Origin of the sequence: Nitratireductor indicus C115, assembly GCF_000300515.1 — a bacterium.
In the GTDB taxonomy this organism is placed as follows: domain Bacteria; phylum Pseudomonadota; class Alphaproteobacteria; order Rhizobiales; family Rhizobiaceae; genus Nitratireductor; species Nitratireductor indicus.
Genome location: NZ_AMSI01000003.1, coordinates 280,202 through 295,841, shown reverse-complemented (window position 1 = coordinate 295,841; position 15,640 = coordinate 280,202). Strand labels below are relative to the sequence as shown.

Genomic DNA, 15,640 nt, shown 5'->3' with positions numbered 1-15,640 from the left:
TGACACTGTTCTATTTTAATACAGAATTAGTATCGTAAAAAAATGGAGCCGAGTAATGGGTGGGGTGTATCACGCGGCTTTTCCAATTTTGGATATTTCAGAAGGCTCTGAAAATTATAAAGCCGACAATTCAAGTTTCTTATTTCTGGAAAAGACACTTCTAAGGAAAATATCTCATAAAGAGCGAAGAGGGTCTTCATTCTTTTCTTGTAGAAGTTGGAGATTAGAAATTAAGCGTCTGCAAATCTCAAGCTTTCGAAATCTTAAGCAGACCGCCGATGAAAAGTCTCTTGGCCTGATCGGTGAACAGATTGGGGATCTTGCAAGCAGGATCACGAATGGTGAGCCTTATCGTTACGTCGTGCCGGTGCCGGGCGGCAGTTCACGGAAGAAAAAGAATTTCGCCTCAATCCTCGCGCCGTTCGTTGCCCGGCGCATCGGGACCGTTTCACGTGACTTGCTCGAGGGGCGGATCGAGGGCAAGCATTCCACGTCCAGCCATCCGATGCAGAGCCTGAGATTTCAGGTTTCCTGCCGCGATGACGAGGCGGGCAGGGGGCTGGTTCTGCTGGTTGACGATGTGGCGACCACGGGCGTGCATTTCTCACGCTGCGTGGAGCAGCTCAGGGAACGGGGGTACTCCGCGGTCTGCATCTCCTGGGTGTCGTAGACCCAGGCGTCTCATCCGCTCTTGCGCGACAGCCAGGTGGCAAGCTGGTTGATCGTGGTGTCGGCCACGGCTTCCATCGTGGCCGGCGTCACCGACGACCAGCCGTCGCCGCTGCCGCCGGGAGCTGCCTGCTGGCCTTGAATGCGATGAAGCCGGTTGCCCGAGGGATCGAGCACGTCCCAGACATAGATCACCGTCGTCTTGCCATCGTCTGCAATCGCGGAGAAATAGCCCTTCATTACAATCGAAGCGCCGCTTGCAGATTTGATGATGGGAATGCCCGCCTGCCGGGCGCGCGCCTCAAGCCGGCTGGACAGCGCCGGCAACACGTTTGCAGGGGCGCCGATAACCGGGGCAAACTGGATGCTTTCGGTCGTGGAAACCGTCGCCTGTGGGGTTTGCGCCAACGAGGAGGGTGCGCTGCCGACAGTCGTGCCGGGCTGCTGGGTGTCGGGCTGGGTGCCTGGCGCGGGCAGGGCCTGATCGGCCTGTGCTGCGGCAAGCCCCTGGTCGGGCGTTCGGCCCGAATTCATGTTGAGCACGCTGTCGCTGTTGCAGCCGGCCAGGACCATGGCTGCCAGGAGAGCCGCGCTCAATCCGATCCTGTATTCAGGAATGGCCCCCTCCTCATGCTTGTGGCGTCGTTTCAGGCTCTTCTCGTTCTCGGTGGGCATTTTGCCCTCAGCGTGCGATGAGGTCCAGCCCATAGCGAGACAGAGCCTCCGGTTCGGCTTCCGTCGTCAAATAAGTGCGGCCAAGACACATTGCGCTGCCGGATTCGGAATCCATGATGATCATATGCGCAAACAAGGTCATGTTCGGCGCGATTGGCTCCGGGCTACCGGAATAGAACATCTGCTGTTCCATCCAGGACGGTGCGAAGCGGGCGCCCACCGAATAGCCGCAGGCATTCAGCCGGTGCTTGGTGAGGCCATGGGCTTCCATAACGCGGGCATGGGCATCGAAGACGTCGCCGAACGTGTTACCGGGCGCCATGGCCTTCTGAACGGCCGCGAGCGCATCGCGGGCAGCTTCGAAAAGCTCCTGGTGGCGTTTGGAGACCTTGCCGGTGAGCACGGTCTGCATCATCGCCGCATGGTAATGGTGGTAGACGCCGGCCCATTCGAGCGTGAGCTGGTCGTTCTTGTTGAGCTTGCGGCGACCGGCCTTGTAGCGGCACAGCAGCGCATCCTCGCCGGATCCGATAATGAATTCATTGGCGGGGTAGTCGCCACCGCCCGCGAACACCGCGCCTTGCATGGCAGCCAGTATCCTGGCCTCGTCGCCGCCCTGCTTGATCAGGGGGAGCGCTTCGTCGAGGGCGGCATCGCCAAGTTTGGCTGCTCGCCGGGCCTTCTCGATCTCGGCCTCGCTCTTGAAGAGGCGCAAACGGCCGACCAGGTCGGAAGCATCCTCGATCTGCGCAAATGTCTGCAATTGTTCATCGAGCAGGCGCGTATTGCGGCCAGTAAGTCCGTGGGTGTCATATTCGACGCCGATGCGGGTCCCGAGCAGATCCAGGTCGTTCAGTAAATTGCGAAGGTCGATTGTCGGATTGGCGTCGAAGCGGTCCGTCCAAAGGACGATGTTCTCGATGGTGGAGGTGTGGCGTGCCTGACGCAGGTCGGCAGAGCGGGTCAACAGCGTCATCGAGCCGTCTGCCTTCACAACCAGACATTGGAAGAAGCAGAAGCCGAATGTGTCGTACCCCGTCAGCCAGTACATGCTCTCCTGCGCGAAAAGCAGCATCGCATCCAGCTTCCGGTTGGCCATCTCGATGACCAGCCGGTCGCGTCTTGCATCGAATTCCGTTTTTTCAAAGTGAAGCGCCATCAAAATGTCTCCAACACAATCGCTGAAATCTGACGTCCGTAATCGTCTTCGCCGCGATGAGTTGCACGGCGATAGGAATAAAAAAGATCTTCATCGGCATAGGTGCAACGGCCGAGCTGTGCCGCAGAGACGCCTGCCGCGACGAGGCGGGCGACCGTGTAGCCGTTGAGGTCGAAAAGATGATGATTCTCCTTGCCGGAAGGGCGGAACCAGCGGGCATTGGCAGGATCGGCTTCGATGAAGCGCCCGGCGAACTCCGGCCCGACCTCGTAATTGTTCTGGCTGATCGAGGGGCCCAGAACGGCAACGATCCGATCGCGCTCGGCGCCAAGGCCTTCCATGGCTGCGATGGTGTTTTCCAGAACGCCGGAAAAGGCACCTTTCCAGCCCGCATGGGCGGCCCCGATCACGCGGGCCTCTCCGTCTGCGAACAGGACCGGCCCGCAATCGGCGGCCAGAGCTCCCAATGCTATGCCGGGACGATCGGTCACCATTGCGTCAGCCTTTGGGCGCTCGCCGCTGAATGGTTCATGCACCACAACAGCATGCGGGGAATGTACCTGATGAACAGTCAGCAGCCTGTCTGGAGCGACGTTGAGCCAATCTGCCACGCGTCTGCGGTTTTCCGTGACGGTTGCCGGCTTGTCGCGCGAGCCGAACCCCACGTTCAGGCCCTCATAGATACCCTGCGAGATGCCGCCGGTCCGGGTGAAAAAGCCGTGCCTTATGCCGTTGTCCCGCATGCCGTCGAGCAGCGGCGAGTGCAGTGGGTCGGGCTTCGTTCTGTCAAGCATGCGCGGCCATCTCAAATTCTCTTCGTGCGGCGCGGATGGTGGGGCAGGGGCGGGGCCAAGTCAATCTGCTCGCGCAAGCGGGACAACAAGCATTTACCGAAACAATGGAGAGGCCTGTTCGAAAGGCGGCACGAGGAGGCCCGGTCGCGCGATCGCCATAACCTTGAACAGCCTGCCCATGGCTTCGGGACCGGCAAGCCGCTCGACGGCGGCGCGAATGGCTTCCTGCTCTGCCGCTCCGGCGTTTGCGCCCAGGCGTCCGGCGCGCTCCAGAAGGCCAAGGCCGAGGAGAAAGGTTCCCTGTTCCATCAGATGCGCATCCAGCCCCGCAGCGCGTGCGGTCTGGCCAAGGGCGCGGAAATCCACATAAGAGGTGAGGTCTGCCTTGCCGGGGTCGGCAAGAGGATCGGCGAAGGCATGCGCCCGCATGGCCTGTAGCGAATCTCCCACCGCAGGCGTTTCATAGCCGTAGTCGATGAACAGGCCTGCGCCGCCCTGTGCCGCAATACGGGTTGAAAGCGTGTCCATCAAGGCGGTTCGGGCGGGAGCCAGTTCGACGATGGCGCCCTCCGGGGCCGTTGCGGCGTCCTGTGGCAGAAGCCCCTGGTCGACGGTTCCGGGGCCGGCCATGAAGATGAGTTCTCCATCTTTTCCGCAGCCAATCACCCGCTCGTGCCAGCGGCCATTGCTTTTCACATATTGCCGCATGGGAATAGCGTCGAAGAGCTCGTTGCCGACGATGAAAAGCGGTCCCTCCGGCAATTCATCGATTTCTGCGCACCACAAGGGCTGGACGACGCTATGGGCAAGCGTCTTTCTTTGCACGTCGATCAGGCGGGGGCTCACTTCTATCATCGCAAAGCGGGCGTCCGTGGCCAATGAAGGGGACAGGCGTTCGAAGGTGCGCAGCATGTCCTTCATCAGTGTGCCGCGACCGGGGCCGATCTCGGCAATCAGCGGCTGCGCCGGTGCGCCCGACCCTTTCCATGCCGTATAAAGCCAGATCGCGCAAAGCTCGCCAAACATCTGGCTGACTTCAGGTGCAGTGATGAAATCGCCGGTTGCGCCGAAGGGATCGCGCGTCGTGTAGTAGCCTTCCATCGGATCGAACAGGCACATAGCCATGTATTCGGCAACGTTGATTGGCCCGGTGGCTGATATCTGAGCGCAGATGCGCTTTTTCAATCCGCTCATTCTGCTGCCGGGCCGGACCTTGCGCTTGCGCGCCACATCGCCCAAATGCCCACCAGCACCATCGGCGTTGACAGGATCATGCCCATGGTCAGCCAGCCGCCGAGAAGATAGCCGAGCTGCGGATCGGGCTCACGGAAAAATTCGACGAAGATGCGCGACAAGCCGTAGCCGCAGACGAATGCACCGGCCACGAAGCCGGGCTTTTTCAGCTTCAGGAGGCGATGGGTGAGAAGCCGCAGGACCAGGAAGAGAACCAGCCCTTCGAGTGCTGCCTCATAAAGTTGGCTGGGATGACGAGGCTCGGGGCCACCGTTGGGAAAAACAAAAGCCCATGGCAGATTGGCAGGCCGGCCCCAGAGTTCGGAATTGATGAAGTTGGCGATCCGCACGAGCCCGAGGCCGATCGGCACCACGGCCGAGACTGTGTCGAACATGCTCCATGGGCTGATGCCGCGGCGCATGGCGAAGAGGATCATCGCCAGCGTTACGCCCAGAAGGCCGCCATGGAAGGACATGCCGCCTTCCCACAGGGCAAAGATGTCGAGTGGGTTCTGCAGATAGCGGGCGAAATCGTAGAACAGGATATAGCCGATGCGGCCACCCGCCACGATGCCGACCGCTGCCCAGAGGATGAAGTCGTCGAGATCGACCGCGGTCAGCGGTGCCTTGCCGCCGGCCCAGAGCCTGTCGTTGGAGACGATGCGGCGCGCGTACCACCAGCCGAGCAGGATGCCCACGACATAACCCACGCCGTACCAATGGATTGCCAGGGGCCCAAGCCGCAGGGCCACGGGATCGATGTTTGGGAAAGTGAGCGCCGAAAAGGGCAGCATCAGCATGTCGGTCAATCTGGCCTCCAGACGCTTCGTTGGCGTTTCGAGGTATCGCGGAGCAAGATGGCGAGGTCAAGGTGTCGTGGGGGGGGGCTGGCTGCGACCGGTAACGAGGCATGTCCGACTTGCATTCGGCCGGCGAGGCCACTACGTCAGGACAGCAACGCGAGAGACGAGCCATGACCAACGGAAGCAACCGAATCTTTGACGAGTTCGCCAAACTCATGACCGATGCGGCAGGTGCTGCCCAAGGGGTGCGCCGCGAGGTCGAGACAGCTTTCCAGGCGCAGGCGGAGCGTTTCATCTCATCGATGGATCTCGTCCAGCGCGAGGAGTTCGAGGCGGTGCGCGAAATGGCGCTCAAGGCACTTGAACAGAACGCGGTGCTGGCCGCCCGCGTCGAGGCGCTTGAGGGCGAACTTGCCAAAAAAAGCGGTTCCAAGACTACAGCCGCCGATTCGAAGCCGGCGTCCACCGCCCGGACGAAAAAATAATTTTTCGTTACCGCCGCCTGTGAACGGTGTCGAAAAATCCTTGCTGGTGAGTCAGTTAGGCTTGCCGGCTTGCTCTGCGCACAGCCTGACTATCCACACGCTGACCGGCCGCTGTCAAAAAAAGGTCTGGTCACGGGACTCTGCATCAATACACTGAATTTACAGCGTGATTCGAAACGATCACGCAGTCGGGCAGGGGCGGCCCGTTGGAGTTCCGTGCGTTGTCGTTGTCGCTCCACAAAGTGTTTCACCCTTGAAACCTCTTGCGGAGAGCGTGTCTCCGCTGTGGATACTCGGTAGCGCGGGCGCGCTCCATGATACAGGAAAGCAGATATATGAGCCTTCTTGAATTCGACATGACCCGAGAGGCGCATCCGGTGGATGTGATCGAGCATGTCGCGCACACCAACGACTGGAGCTTCGAGCGTAATGGCGACGATGAGATCGCCATATCGGTGGCCGGTACGTGGACCGACTACAATGTCTCCTTTTCGTGGATGGAAGAATTCGAGGCGCTGCATGTGGCCTGCGCCTTCGACCTGAAAGTGCCCGAGAAACGTACGCTTGAGATCATGCGTCTGCTGTCGCTCATCAATGAGCAGATGCTGTTTGGCCATTTCGACCTGTGGGAGCGCGAGAACGTCGTCATGTTCCGGCAGGCGCTCGTCCTGGCCGGCGGCGTGGAGCCTACCGGCCAGCAGGTAGAGACCATGCTCAACAGCGCCCTTGAAGCCTGCGAGTGCTACTATCAGGCTTTCCAGTACGTCATCTGGTCCGGCAGCAGTGCGCAGGAAGCGTTGAACAGCGTGCTGTTCGAGACCTACGGCAACGCCTGAGGCGCATATGGCTTCGCAGAAGGCATCGGAAATCACATTCGACGATTTCCTCAAGGTCGATATTCGGGTGGGCACGGTTGTTGAAGCCGAGCCCTACCCGGAGGCGCGCAAGCCTGCCATCAAGCTGAAGATCGATTTCGGGCCGGAGATTGGCATCAAGAAGTCCTCGGCTCAGATAACCGTGCATTATACGCCCGAAGAACTGGTCGGCCGGCAGGTGGCTGCCGTGGTCAATTTTCCGCCACGTCAGATCGGCAAGTTCATGTCGGAGGTGCTGACGCTCGGTTTTTCAGACGAGGCGGGCGCCGTGGTGCTCGCGACGAACGACAAGAAGGTTCCGAACGGTAGCCGATTGCACTGACCCGTTTGTTCCCGGGAAGCGTCAAAGAAATACCACAAGTAGTTTTTAGAAGTTGCTTTCGGTGCTGGTTTCTTGCCGGTGCCGTTTTGTTTTTGTTTATGAGGTTTTTAAGTTGAATCTGTTTCAATCTGATATTTCACGACGCTCTTTCTTTTCTTCTTGTGGTGCCTCGATCGTCACAGCCTCCGTGTTTTTGAACCGGCCAAGTTTCGCTTCATCCGGGATGACGGAGGCTTTTGATAGGAAATTCATAGAGGTTGAAGCCTGGCTCGGCGGGCGACTTGGCGTGGCAATCGAGGATGTGCAGACCGGGCAGAAATGGTCCTACCGGTCCGCCGAACGCTTTCCGATGAACAGCACCTTCAAGGCGTTTGCCTGTGCGGCGATCCTGGCGCGGGCAGATGCTGGCAAGGAAGACCTTTCGCGGCGGATCGTCTTTCAGAAGGAAGATCTGGTCACTTGGTCGCCGGTTACCGAAAAACATGTTGGCGGGCGTGGAATGACGCTCCGTGAATTGTGTGCTGCCGCCTCCACGATGAGCGACAATACCGCTGCAAACCTGTTGATCGATGCGCTTGGCGGCCCGCGGGGCTGGACTGATTTCATGCGCTCGATTGGCGATGACGTTTCTCGGCTTGATCGAAAGGAACCCGACCTTACGGAGGGGACGCCGGGCGATCCGCGCGATACGACGTCACCCGATGCGTTCTTGGAGAGCCTTAAGGCCGCTGCGCTGGGGAATGTCCTGTCACCAGCGTCCCGCAGTCAGTTTATTGATTGGCTTGTCGATAATCGTGTCAGCGGATCCCTGCTGCGGGCGGGAGTTCCCAAAGACTGGAAGGTTGGTGACAGGACAGGGGCGGGAGGGCACGCAACGCGTGGCATCACCGCGATCATGTGGCCGCCCAAGCGCAAACCGATCATTGCAACCATATTTGTCACGGAGACGCGCCGGTCAATGGAAGACAGAGATGCGGCGATCGCTGAGATCGGGCGCTTCCTCAGTGGGCGCTTGAAGGCTGATTGACAGGTTTTGTTGAGAGCCCGCGCGGATCATTGTATCCGCACGGGCGCTATAATTTGCAGGCGTTCCGATCTCAGGCGATCTCGTCGTCACGCTGGTTGACGAAGATCAGCACGCCAAGGATGGCCATGTAGAACTTGAAGGCGGCGTCCTGACCGTTCCAGGTATCCGACTGCCACATCAGGAACCATTCGCCGCCAATCACCATGAAGCCGAGGAACCAGACCAGGAAACCAAGAGCGGCGCCCGCAATCGTCATGTTCTTGGCCGCCTGGAATTCCGCAGCGCTTGCGGTTCGGGCTCCGAGCATTTTGAGCCCGCCGATCAGGAGCAGCACGAATGTCAATCCTTCGCCCGCGATGATCAGCCAATAGCCCGCATGCCACAGGGCTGGCGTGCCAATGGCGCGATACATCGCCTTGTTACCGGGAAAGGTCGTGTCCATGCTGAACACGTGTTTGACGAACTCGAAATTGGAGCCGTAATCGGTGATGTTGTTGAATGTCACCATGAAAGCAAAGGCCGCAAGGGCCAAGGTCATGATGATTTTTGCGTAGCGTGAGGTCATTGCCTGTTTCCTCCTCAGTGAGCCCGGGTAAATCTGGTATCCGGATTGCGACTCAGTACTGCTACGAAAGGCTAATGGATTTTGGGAGTGTCAGAAATCGCTACGCTGCCCTTTACCGGCAACCTGGAGGAAGGCTCTTGAAGACCAAAATCGAACTGACCGCCACGGCACGCCGCAAGGCAGAGGCAGCCGGGCTTCTTGCCCGGCTTGAACGGCTGTCATTGGGCGAGGGGACTGCAAAGGGCGATTTCGTTGAACTCGTCGGAGATGGCGAGAGTGCGACCTTCATCATCCGGGCGCGCCGGTTTGTGGTTTCCGGCGATGGCAACGCCGAACTGATACTCGAACTCGATCATCCGCCACGCCCCGCATCGCGTTGACTCGCCGGGTCAGGAGGGAACGCGAATGATGGCGCGCAGGCCGCCCAGCGGGCTTTCTTCGAGCATCACGTCGCCGCCATGGCTGCGGGCAATGTCGCGGGCGATGGACAGGCCAAGTCCCGTGCCGCTTTCATCCTGATTGCGGGCCTCGTCCAGTCGCACGAAAGGCTTGAAAACATCCTCGCGCTTGTCTTCGGGAATGCCGGGGCCATCGTCATCCACGGTCACGGTCAGCGTGCCGCCGGCATTGCGGGCGTTGACCTCCACATGGGTCGCATAGCGGAACGCATTGCCGATCACATTGGACAACAGCCGCCCGAAGGCATTGGGCCGCACGTGAAGAACAGAAGGGCCGCTGATCCTGGTGGACAAGATGTTTTCACGCAGCGCGGCCTCCTCGGCGGCGCGATGAAAGAAGGCTGTCAGATCGAATTCGCCGGGATCTTCTGCCGCTTCTCCGCGCGCAAAGGCAAGGTACCCTTCGAGCATGGAGCGCATGTCCTCGATATCCTGATCGAGTGCCTCGATATCCTCCTTGCTGTGAGCAAGGGCCAGTTGGAGTTTGAATCGGGTCAGGATGGTGCGCAGGTCGTGGCTGACTCCGGTCAGCATTGCAGTGCGCTGTTCGATCTGCCGTTCGATCCGCTCGCGCATCAGCATGAACGCGCTGCCGGCGCGGCGCACCTCTTCAGCACCTCTGGGATGAAAGTCGCTCGGTGTCGGGCGGCCCTTGCCGAAACTGTCGGCGGCTTCGGCGAGTTGCAGGATGGGGCGAATCTGGTTGCGCAGGAAGGCGACCGATATGGCGATGAGCACCAGTGACGTGCCGACCATCCAAAGCAGGAAGATATGGGTATTTGAGGCATAGGCCTGGCTGCGGCGCGCAAAGACCCGCAAAACCTTGTTCTCGAGCTGAATGCGGATTTCCACAATGTTCGAGTTTCCGACCGTGTCCAGCCAGAAGGGGCGGTTGATCTGGCGGGTGATCTCTTCGCCCAGCGTCTGGTCGAGAATCGAGAAGAAGGGTTTCGGTCCGGGTGCGGGCAGGGGATCGGGCGGCAGGAGGTCGATTTTGAGAGCCAGTCGCTCCTGGGCGATGCGGATCACCTGCGCGTAGCCGTCGCTATCGGGAAATGTTTCGATCATGTCGATGATTGCCGCGATATCGCGGGTGACGGCCTGGCTGAGACGCTGGGTGACCGTCTGCCAGTGACGCTCCATGAACACGAAGGCGATGACCGATTGCAGAAGCAGCATTGGCGCGATGACGATGATGAGCGAGCGTGCGTAAAGCCGCTTGGGCATATAGCGGGAAACAATGCGCCAAAATCGACGCCATTGCCGGCGCACCGCTGCAAAAATGTATTTGGTGCGCGTGAAGGGCGTCATCCTCTCTTCAGAACCGATCTGCAACTGCGCTTTTCCGCCCGTCATCCCATGCCCGCTGGCGAGCTTCCGCCAATGACTTCATGGGCAATCCTAGAGCATTTTGCTGTCAGGTGGAATCACCCGACGTGCGCATAAATGCGGGAAAACAAAAAGATAGATCGTCCTGTGCGCGCCCTGAAGGACGTACAGGGGGCTAAAGTGTCCGTCCAGTTCAAGGAAGACGTGGCACCTTTCCAGCAAGTCATTTGCATTTGCGAGGTGGCTCTCAATACGGAGCTGTGCGATGGCGTGCGAGATGCTACTCGACGCTCAGGCGGTAGCCGATGCCGCGGACTGTCTGCAGATAGACCGGGTTGGAGGGGTCGCGCTCGATCTTGCGGCGCAGGCGGTTGATCTGCACGTCGATGGTGCGTTCCCCGACATCGGATTCCTCGCCCACCAGTTCGTGACGGGGCACAGTTTCTCCTGCCCGCTCGGCAAAAATGACCATGATCTCCCGCTCGCGGTCGGTCAGTTTGACGAGCTTACCTGTATGCTTGAGCTCGCGCTTGGCGATCTGGAAGGAGTAGGGGCCAAACACGACCTGCTCGACCTTGGGGGTTCCCTGGGGAACGCTGCGGCGCAAGATGTTGTTGACGCGCAGCACGAGTTCGCGCGGGTCGAAAGGTTTGGGCAGATAATCGTCGGCGCCCGCCTCAAGCCCGACGACGCGGCTTTCGGTTTCTGAAAGCGCTGTCAGCATGAGAATGGGCATGTTCTTCTTGTCCTTGCGCAGGGCGCGCGTGAGGCTCACACCGTCCTCGCCGGGCATCATTACATCGAGAATGGCCAGGTCGAACTCCAGCCCGTCGAGCTTGCGGCGTGCTTCGGCCGCCGTTCCGGCAATCGTGACGCGGAAGCCGTTTTCACGCAGGAAACGGTTCAGAAGACTGCGGATGCGCGTGTCGTCATCGACCACCAGCAGGTGCGGAGCATCGTCGCCCGGGACGGTCGCTTCCTTGATGTCCTTGCCGGTATCACTCATGACTTGCGCCTCCACACATCTACACTTCCCCCCGCCGCGCCAACCGATGATAACGCCTTGTCAGTCGGGACGTCCATTGGGGAGCTTGTCCATCTGCGCGCGCAGCTCGGGATTGACCATCGCACGCAGGAAGCGCTCGATCAGGGCGCTGTCCTTCAGTTGAGCTTCCTGCAGTGCCGCATGGATGCGGCGGGACTGTGGCAGGGAGAGATCGCGGGCAAGGTCGCGGCCCTTGCGTGTGGGGTAGAGCTCGCGCTGCCGGCGGTCGCGCGGGCCCTGAAGCTGGACGATGTAGCCGCTGTCGACAAGCTGCTTCAGGACGCGGGCAAGGCTCTGCTTGGTGATCCTGAGCACATCCAGCAGCTCAGCCACGGTGAGGCCCGGCCGGCGGTTGACGAAATGAAGGACGCGGTGATGGGCGCGGCCAAAACCATAGCGCTCCAGGATTGCATCCGGATCGGCTGTAAAGTCGCGATAAGCGAAAAACAGATGCTCGATGATGGCAAAATCCACGCCGTCTTCCAGCGTCAGCGGGGTTCGGATCGGCGTATCGTCGGTGTTGCTCATTGGGCTCTTATAATGCGTTTTGGAACCTGATGCGAAATTTATGTCAGTCTTGTTGACATATTTTCGGCGTATTGATAATTTTTGACAATGTTTTCGGCTTAGCGCGAACAAAAACATTTTCTGAAGGGCTTTTTACGGAACTTCCTTCAAAATTTGTGCCTTCGCGGATAGTCTTAAGCACTTGAAGGCGCCGTCCCCTCGGACGGCATTTCAATTCCAGTCCGCCCGCCGGAGGAACGGGGGCGGCAAGAGAGGTAACATGGCAGCGGTTCCTTTTGATAAGCTCGAGGGCTTTATCTGGCTCAATGGCGAATTCGTCAAATGGGCGGACGCTAAGATTCACGTACTCACGCATGGCCTGCATTATGCGAGCGCCGTGTTCGAGGGCGAGCGGGCTTATGGCGGTGAGATTTTCAAGCTCAACGAACATACGGAGCGCCTGCACGAATCGGCTCGTATTCTCGGCTTCCGCATTCCCTGGTCGGTCGAGGAAATCAACACTGCATGCCGCGAGCTTCTGGCGAAGCAGGGCTTTTCCGATGCCTATGTGCGTCCGATTGCCTTTCGCGGCAGTGAGATGATGGGCGTTTCGGCCCAGAACAACCGTATCAACCTGGCCATCGCGATCTGGCAGTGGCCGAGTTATTTCGATCCGGAGCAGCGCCTGAAGGGCATCCGTCTCGATCTGGCCGAATATCGTCGTCCCGACCCGCGTACGGCCCCCTCGAAGTCGAAGGCGGCCGGCCTCTACATGATCTGTACGCTCTCCAAGCATGCCGCCGAGGCAAAGGGCTATGCGGACGCGATGATGCTCGACTGGCGCGGCCAGGTCGCCGAGGCGACCGGTGCGAACATCTTCTTCGTGAAGGATGGCGTGCTGCACACGCCGACGCCGGACTGCTTCCTTGACGGTATTACCCGCCGCACGGTCATCGAGCTCGCGCAGCGCCGTGGTATCGAAGTGGTGGAGCGGGCCATCATGCCGGAAGAGCTGGAAGGCTTCGAGCAGTGCTTCCTTTCGGGGACCGCGGCTGAAGTCACGCCGGTTTCGGAAATCGGGCCCTATAAGTTTGAAGTGGGCGAAATCTCGCGACTGCTGATGAACGATTACGCCAATGAGGTGCGCCCCGGCTTGCGGGTAGCTGCCCAGTAATCCTGGGAAAACCTGTGGTTGTCCTTCCTCAAGGTTAGACTATTAACTGTGTCTTAATTGACTCTGGCCGGATTCGCGCTTTCATGGGTGCGCCGGCCATGAAGTCGGTCTTTGAGTGAGGGAAATAGATATGGAAGCGCTTCTTCCCATTATTGTTCAGGCAGTGGCGGGCGTAATCGGTGGTGAAGCCATCGGGACCGTCGTCAAGAAAGCTGCCATGGGGCATGGTGCAAAGATCCTGAGCGGCATCATCGGTGGTGTCGGCGGTGGCGCTTTGCTCTCCAGCATGGGGGGCGATGCCGGCGCGTTGAGCGGCATTCTCGGCGATGCAATCGGTGGTGTCGCCGGTGGCGGCGTGCTTACGGCTGTCGTCGGCGCTGTTCTCGGTGCGATGAAGAAGTAGCACCTTTTGTACAGTTCGCAACGGGCGGCCAATGGCCGCCCGTTTGCATTTGTGCGAACTGCCTGCCGTGGAACCGATTGGGTCCGGGGTTTTGGTGACACCGTATGCAAAGGCCTTCTTGTCTTTTCGTGTTTATGCGGGGAGCTGGTGATTTCACCTGGCTACAAAATGCTTTAGGGCTTGAAGAGCACTGGCGGAATGTCATCCCGGCGCCGCCTATGGAGATAGCGGCAGCCATTCTTGTCCGCACAATATAGCCAGGAGGCATTCATGGGTGCTTTGCGCGCCGGCATCGTGCCGGTCACCCCGTTTCAGCAGAATTGTACCATCCTGTTCGATGAGACCGAAAAGCGGGGTGTGGTGGTTGATCCTGGCGGGGACGTTGATCGCATTCTGGCGGTGTTGAAGGAAAACGATATTTCCATTGAGGCGATCTGGATCACGCATGGTCATATCGACCATGCGGGTGGCGCGATGGATCTTAAGGATGCTCTCGGCGTGGAGATTGTCGGGCCGCACGAGGCCGATGCGCCCTTGCTTGCCAATCTTGAAAACCAGGCGAAGAAGTTCGGGCTCAATGACCCGGTCCGCAACGCCGTTCCCGACCGTTTCCTGAAGGAAGGGGACGCTGTCTCATTCGGTGAGCATGTGTTCGAGGTGTTCCATTGCCCGGGGCATGCGCCGGGGCATGTGGTCTTCTTTAACCGCGATCAGAAGTTCGCGCATGTGGGCGACGTGCTGTTTCATGGCTCCGTCGGGCGCACCGATCTGCCGGGTGGGGATCATGCCGCATTGATCCGCTCCATCAAGGAAAAGCTGCTGCCGCTCGGCGATGAAGTCGGCTTCATTTGTGGGCATGGTCCCGGCGGGCGCTTCGGGGATGAGCGGCGCACGAACCCCTTCCTTCTGGAAGACTGAAGGTCGTCAGGGACGAGGGCTGTAGCGGCGGTGCCTTCTGCGCTTCGGCTGCGGGCAAGCTATTCGACGTCCGGATGAGGCCATTTTTGTTCCCCACCTTTGGAGGGGAGCTTCTCGCCGGTCGATTGCTCAACCGACCGGATTGCGGTCAATCATTGCAGAAAAAATCGACCTTCAATTCTGACAGCTTTGTCGGTAGGCGGCGGGAATCGGCGGAATTTTAGATCCGGCCCGTCTGTTTTACGTTGATGAAGTTCTGTCTTTCTTGTAATATACTTCCATATTCAGGAATAAATTTTTGAATTTATTTTATAATAAATATATTTTTAGAATTAATATTATAAAATTTTCTATAATCATTTCTGGAAAATCATCCTCCCGGATTTTTCGGAAAGGCCCAGAAATTCCATTTCATAAAGAAAAGGCCGGGCATGCCCGGCCTTCATTTCTTGTATCGTCGAATTTTTGAGCTCAGCGGGGCTGGCAGAAATGACGGCGACCGTCATAGCCCATGAACGTGCCTGTCCGCGCATCGAAGCTGCGGTAGCGCGACGAGCAGTAGCGGTACCACTCACCCGTCCATGGTTCCATGCCGCCACCATAATAGGCGGGGCGGGAAGGGTAGTATGTCCGTGCAGGTGCGGGGTAATAGGTGCGGCTGGGCACGGCATAATAGTCTGGCTGAGCCGGGCGATAAGGCGGGTCGATATAGACTCGCTCGCTGCGGGGTGGCGAAGCCAGGAGGCCGCCCACGATGGCGCCGGCCGCGAGACCCACAACGCCCGCTGCGATAGCGTCACTGTTCCTGTGTCGGTGGCGGTGGCCGGCATCTGCCGTGGAAACGGCGGCGAAGGTGGTGGCGGCAACGGCCAGCGAAAGCATGCCGGTCTTCAAGAAGCTCTTCATTACTGTACCTTTTCAACTCTGGTTGCTTCGGGGGATCAGCAACCTTGGCGCCGAAACTAGGCGATGCTGCCTGAATGGCATCTGAACAAGGCGGGTATGCGGCATTCAGCAAGTATGCGTCAGAACTGTTCCGTATTAGAAATGCAATTCTTGTGACATATAACGCAGGTCGGTGCCCGGGGGTTCCCTTGCTACGGATTCCGGCTTCTTCTCCGGCATTGTCCTGCCGGCCTCGCAGGGCGGTCTGATCGAACGGCTTGGAGGGGCGTGCGTTCTTTGGAGCGCTCAAAGCA

19 protein-coding genes are annotated in these 15,640 nt (G+C 59.1%); 9 read left to right on the top strand and 10 right to left on the bottom strand.

Features of this window, described 5'->3' with window-relative positions; translation table 11 throughout:
* Positions 1-55 precede the first annotated feature (55 nt).
* On the top strand, positions 56-670 hold the full coding sequence (locus NA8A_RS25065; RefSeq protein ID WP_143087876.1) for a phosphoribosyltransferase: 615 nt from the start codon (positions 56-58) through the stop codon (positions 668-670).
* Between the two features lie 11 nt (positions 671-681).
* On the opposite strand, the gene NA8A_RS06145 is transcribed toward NA8A_RS25065, so the two are convergent.
* The 5 genes from NA8A_RS06145 to lgt all read right to left on the bottom strand — a co-directional run bounded on the left by NA8A_RS06145 (position 682) and on the right by lgt (position 5,330).
* Positions 682-1,344 carry a hypothetical protein gene (locus NA8A_RS06145; protein ID WP_240532746.1) on the bottom strand — a complete coding sequence of 221 codons (663 nt, stop codon included), beginning with the start codon at positions 1,342-1,344 and terminating at the stop codon, positions 682-684.
* 7 nt (positions 1,345-1,351) lie between these two features.
* Positions 1,352-2,503 (bottom strand): M24 family metallopeptidase, encoded by a 1,152-nt coding sequence (locus NA8A_RS06140; protein ID WP_009449783.1) that lies wholly within the window; start codon positions 2,501-2,503, stop codon positions 1,352-1,354.
* Positions 2,503-3,297: a peptidoglycan editing factor PgeF gene (gene pgeF / locus NA8A_RS06135; protein ID WP_009449782.1), complete on the bottom strand. Its 795-nt coding sequence runs from the start codon at positions 3,295-3,297 to the stop codon at positions 2,503-2,505. The genes NA8A_RS06140 and pgeF overlap by 1 nt, the downstream gene beginning before the upstream one ends.
* 93 nt (positions 3,298-3,390) lie before the next feature.
* A complete protein-coding gene (locus NA8A_RS06130) occupies positions 3,391-4,491 on the bottom strand; it encodes a class I SAM-dependent methyltransferase (RefSeq protein ID WP_040671886.1) in 1,101 nt (366 codons plus the stop codon).
* Positions 4,488-5,330 carry a prolipoprotein diacylglyceryl transferase gene (gene lgt, locus NA8A_RS06125; RefSeq protein WP_009449780.1) on the bottom strand — a complete coding sequence of 281 codons (843 nt, stop codon included), beginning with the start codon at positions 5,328-5,330 and terminating at the stop codon, positions 4,488-4,490. Before lgt ends, NA8A_RS06130 begins: the two co-directional genes overlap by 4 nt.
* 173 nt (positions 5,331-5,503) lie before the next feature.
* Between lgt and NA8A_RS06120 the strand changes: the two genes are divergently transcribed.
* From NA8A_RS06120 to bla, 4 genes are all read left to right on the top strand, one after another.
* Complete coding sequence (locus NA8A_RS06120; RefSeq protein ID WP_009449779.1) at positions 5,504-5,818, top strand: accessory factor UbiK family protein; 315 nt, start codon at positions 5,504-5,506, stop codon at positions 5,816-5,818.
* Between the two features lie 335 nt (positions 5,819-6,153).
* Positions 6,154-6,654 carry a type III secretion system chaperone family protein gene (locus NA8A_RS06115; RefSeq protein ID WP_009449778.1) on the top strand — a complete coding sequence of 167 codons (501 nt, stop codon included), beginning with the start codon at positions 6,154-6,156 and terminating at the stop codon, positions 6,652-6,654.
* A gap of 7 nt (positions 6,655-6,661) precedes the next feature.
* Positions 6,662-7,015, top strand: coding sequence for a tRNA-binding protein (locus NA8A_RS06110; protein WP_009449777.1), 354 nt, complete (start codon positions 6,662-6,664; stop codon positions 7,013-7,015).
* A 61-nt stretch (positions 7,016-7,076) separates the two neighbouring features.
* The gene (gene bla, locus NA8A_RS06105; RefSeq protein WP_240532745.1) at positions 7,077-8,042 is read left to right on the top strand and encodes a class A beta-lactamase; all 966 of its coding nucleotides are present in this window, start codon (positions 7,077-7,079) and stop codon (positions 8,040-8,042) included.
* 70 nt (positions 8,043-8,112) lie between these two features.
* On the opposite strand, the gene NA8A_RS06100 is transcribed toward bla, so the two are convergent.
* The gene (locus tag NA8A_RS06100) at positions 8,113-8,607 is read right to left on the bottom strand and encodes a DUF2165 family protein (protein ID WP_009449775.1); all 495 of its coding nucleotides are present in this window, start codon (positions 8,605-8,607) and stop codon (positions 8,113-8,115) included.
* A 137-nt stretch (positions 8,608-8,744) separates the two neighbouring features.
* Between NA8A_RS06100 and NA8A_RS06095 the strand changes: the two genes are divergently transcribed.
* Positions 8,745-8,987, top strand: coding sequence for a hypothetical protein (locus NA8A_RS06095; protein ID WP_009449774.1), 243 nt, complete (start codon positions 8,745-8,747; stop codon positions 8,985-8,987).
* A gap of 9 nt (positions 8,988-8,996) precedes the next feature.
* Here the strand turns inward: NA8A_RS06095 and NA8A_RS06090 are convergent, their stop codons facing one another.
* The 3 genes from NA8A_RS06090 to NA8A_RS06080 all read right to left on the bottom strand — a co-directional run bounded on the left by NA8A_RS06090 (position 8,997) and on the right by NA8A_RS06080 (position 11,967).
* Entirely contained in the window at positions 8,997-10,376 is a 1,380-nt protein-coding gene (locus NA8A_RS06090) for an ATP-binding protein (RefSeq protein WP_240532744.1), read from the bottom strand.
* A gap of 298 nt (positions 10,377-10,674) precedes the next feature.
* On the bottom strand, positions 10,675-11,400 hold the full coding sequence (locus NA8A_RS06085; RefSeq protein ID WP_009449772.1) for a response regulator: 726 nt from the start codon (positions 11,398-11,400) through the stop codon (positions 10,675-10,677).
* 60 nt (positions 11,401-11,460) lie between these two features.
* On the bottom strand, positions 11,461-11,967 hold the full coding sequence (locus tag NA8A_RS06080) for a MarR family winged helix-turn-helix transcriptional regulator (protein ID WP_009449771.1): 507 nt from the start codon (positions 11,965-11,967) through the stop codon (positions 11,461-11,463).
* 259 nt (positions 11,968-12,226) lie between these two features.
* On the opposite strand from NA8A_RS06080, the gene NA8A_RS06075 reads away from it, so the two are divergent.
* The 3 genes from NA8A_RS06075 (at position 12,227) to NA8A_RS06065 (ending at position 14,441) form a co-directional block, all read left to right on the top strand.
* Positions 12,227-13,120, top strand: a complete 894-nt coding sequence (locus tag NA8A_RS06075; protein WP_009449770.1) for a branched-chain amino acid aminotransferase — start codon at positions 12,227-12,229, stop codon at positions 13,118-13,120.
* Between the two features lie 130 nt (positions 13,121-13,250).
* Positions 13,251-13,523: a hypothetical protein gene (locus NA8A_RS06070; protein ID WP_009449769.1), complete on the top strand. Its 273-nt coding sequence runs from the start codon at positions 13,251-13,253 to the stop codon at positions 13,521-13,523.
* 270 nt (positions 13,524-13,793) lie between these two features.
* Entirely contained in the window at positions 13,794-14,441 is a 648-nt protein-coding gene (locus NA8A_RS06065; RefSeq protein WP_009449768.1) for an MBL fold metallo-hydrolase, read from the top strand.
* Between the two features lie 471 nt (positions 14,442-14,912).
* Here the strand turns inward: NA8A_RS06065 and NA8A_RS06060 are convergent, their stop codons facing one another.
* Positions 14,913-15,347: a BA14K family protein gene (locus tag NA8A_RS06060; protein WP_009449767.1), complete on the bottom strand. Its 435-nt coding sequence runs from the start codon at positions 15,345-15,347 to the stop codon at positions 14,913-14,915.
* Between the last annotated feature and the right edge of the window lie 293 nt (positions 15,348-15,640).

Coding starts and splice junctions, on each gene's coding strand:
- NA8A_RS25065 (WP_143087876.1), top strand. CDS start 56: ATGGGTGGGGTGTATCACGCGGCTTTTCCAATTTTGGATATTTCAGAA.
- NA8A_RS06145 (WP_240532746.1), bottom strand. CDS start 1,344: ATGCCCACCGAGAACGAGAAGAGCCTGAAACGACGCCACAAGCATGAG.
- NA8A_RS06140 (WP_009449783.1), bottom strand. CDS start 2,503: ATGGCGCTTCACTTTGAAAAAACGGAATTCGATGCAAGACGCGACCGG.
- pgeF (WP_009449782.1), bottom strand. CDS start 3,297: ATGCTTGACAGAACGAAGCCCGACCCACTGCACTCGCCGCTGCTCGAC.
- NA8A_RS06130 (WP_040671886.1), bottom strand. CDS start 4,491: ATGAGCGGATTGAAAAAGCGCATCTGCGCTCAGATATCAGCCACCGGG.
- lgt (WP_009449780.1), bottom strand. CDS start 5,330: ATGCTGATGCTGCCCTTTTCGGCGCTCACTTTCCCAAACATCGATCCC.
- NA8A_RS06120 (WP_009449779.1), top strand. CDS start 5,504: ATGACCAACGGAAGCAACCGAATCTTTGACGAGTTCGCCAAACTCATG.
- NA8A_RS06115 (WP_009449778.1), top strand. CDS start 6,154: ATGAGCCTTCTTGAATTCGACATGACCCGAGAGGCGCATCCGGTGGAT.
- NA8A_RS06110 (WP_009449777.1), top strand. CDS start 6,662: ATGGCTTCGCAGAAGGCATCGGAAATCACATTCGACGATTTCCTCAAG.
- NA8A_RS06100 (WP_009449775.1), bottom strand. CDS start 8,607: ATGACCTCACGCTACGCAAAAATCATCATGACCTTGGCCCTTGCGGCC.
- NA8A_RS06090 (WP_240532744.1), bottom strand. CDS start 10,376: ATGACGCCCTTCACGCGCACCAAATACATTTTTGCAGCGGTGCGCCGG.
- NA8A_RS06085 (WP_009449772.1), bottom strand. CDS start 11,400: ATGAGTGATACCGGCAAGGACATCAAGGAAGCGACCGTCCCGGGCGAC.
- NA8A_RS06080 (WP_009449771.1), bottom strand. CDS start 11,967: ATGAGCAACACCGACGATACGCCGATCCGAACCCCGCTGACGCTGGAA.
- NA8A_RS06075 (WP_009449770.1), top strand. CDS start 12,227: ATGGCAGCGGTTCCTTTTGATAAGCTCGAGGGCTTTATCTGGCTCAAT.
- NA8A_RS06070 (WP_009449769.1), top strand. CDS start 13,251: ATGGAAGCGCTTCTTCCCATTATTGTTCAGGCAGTGGCGGGCGTAATC.
- NA8A_RS06065 (WP_009449768.1), top strand. CDS start 13,794: ATGGGTGCTTTGCGCGCCGGCATCGTGCCGGTCACCCCGTTTCAGCAG.
- NA8A_RS06060 (WP_009449767.1), bottom strand. CDS start 15,347: ATGAAGAGCTTCTTGAAGACCGGCATGCTTTCGCTGGCCGTTGCCGCC.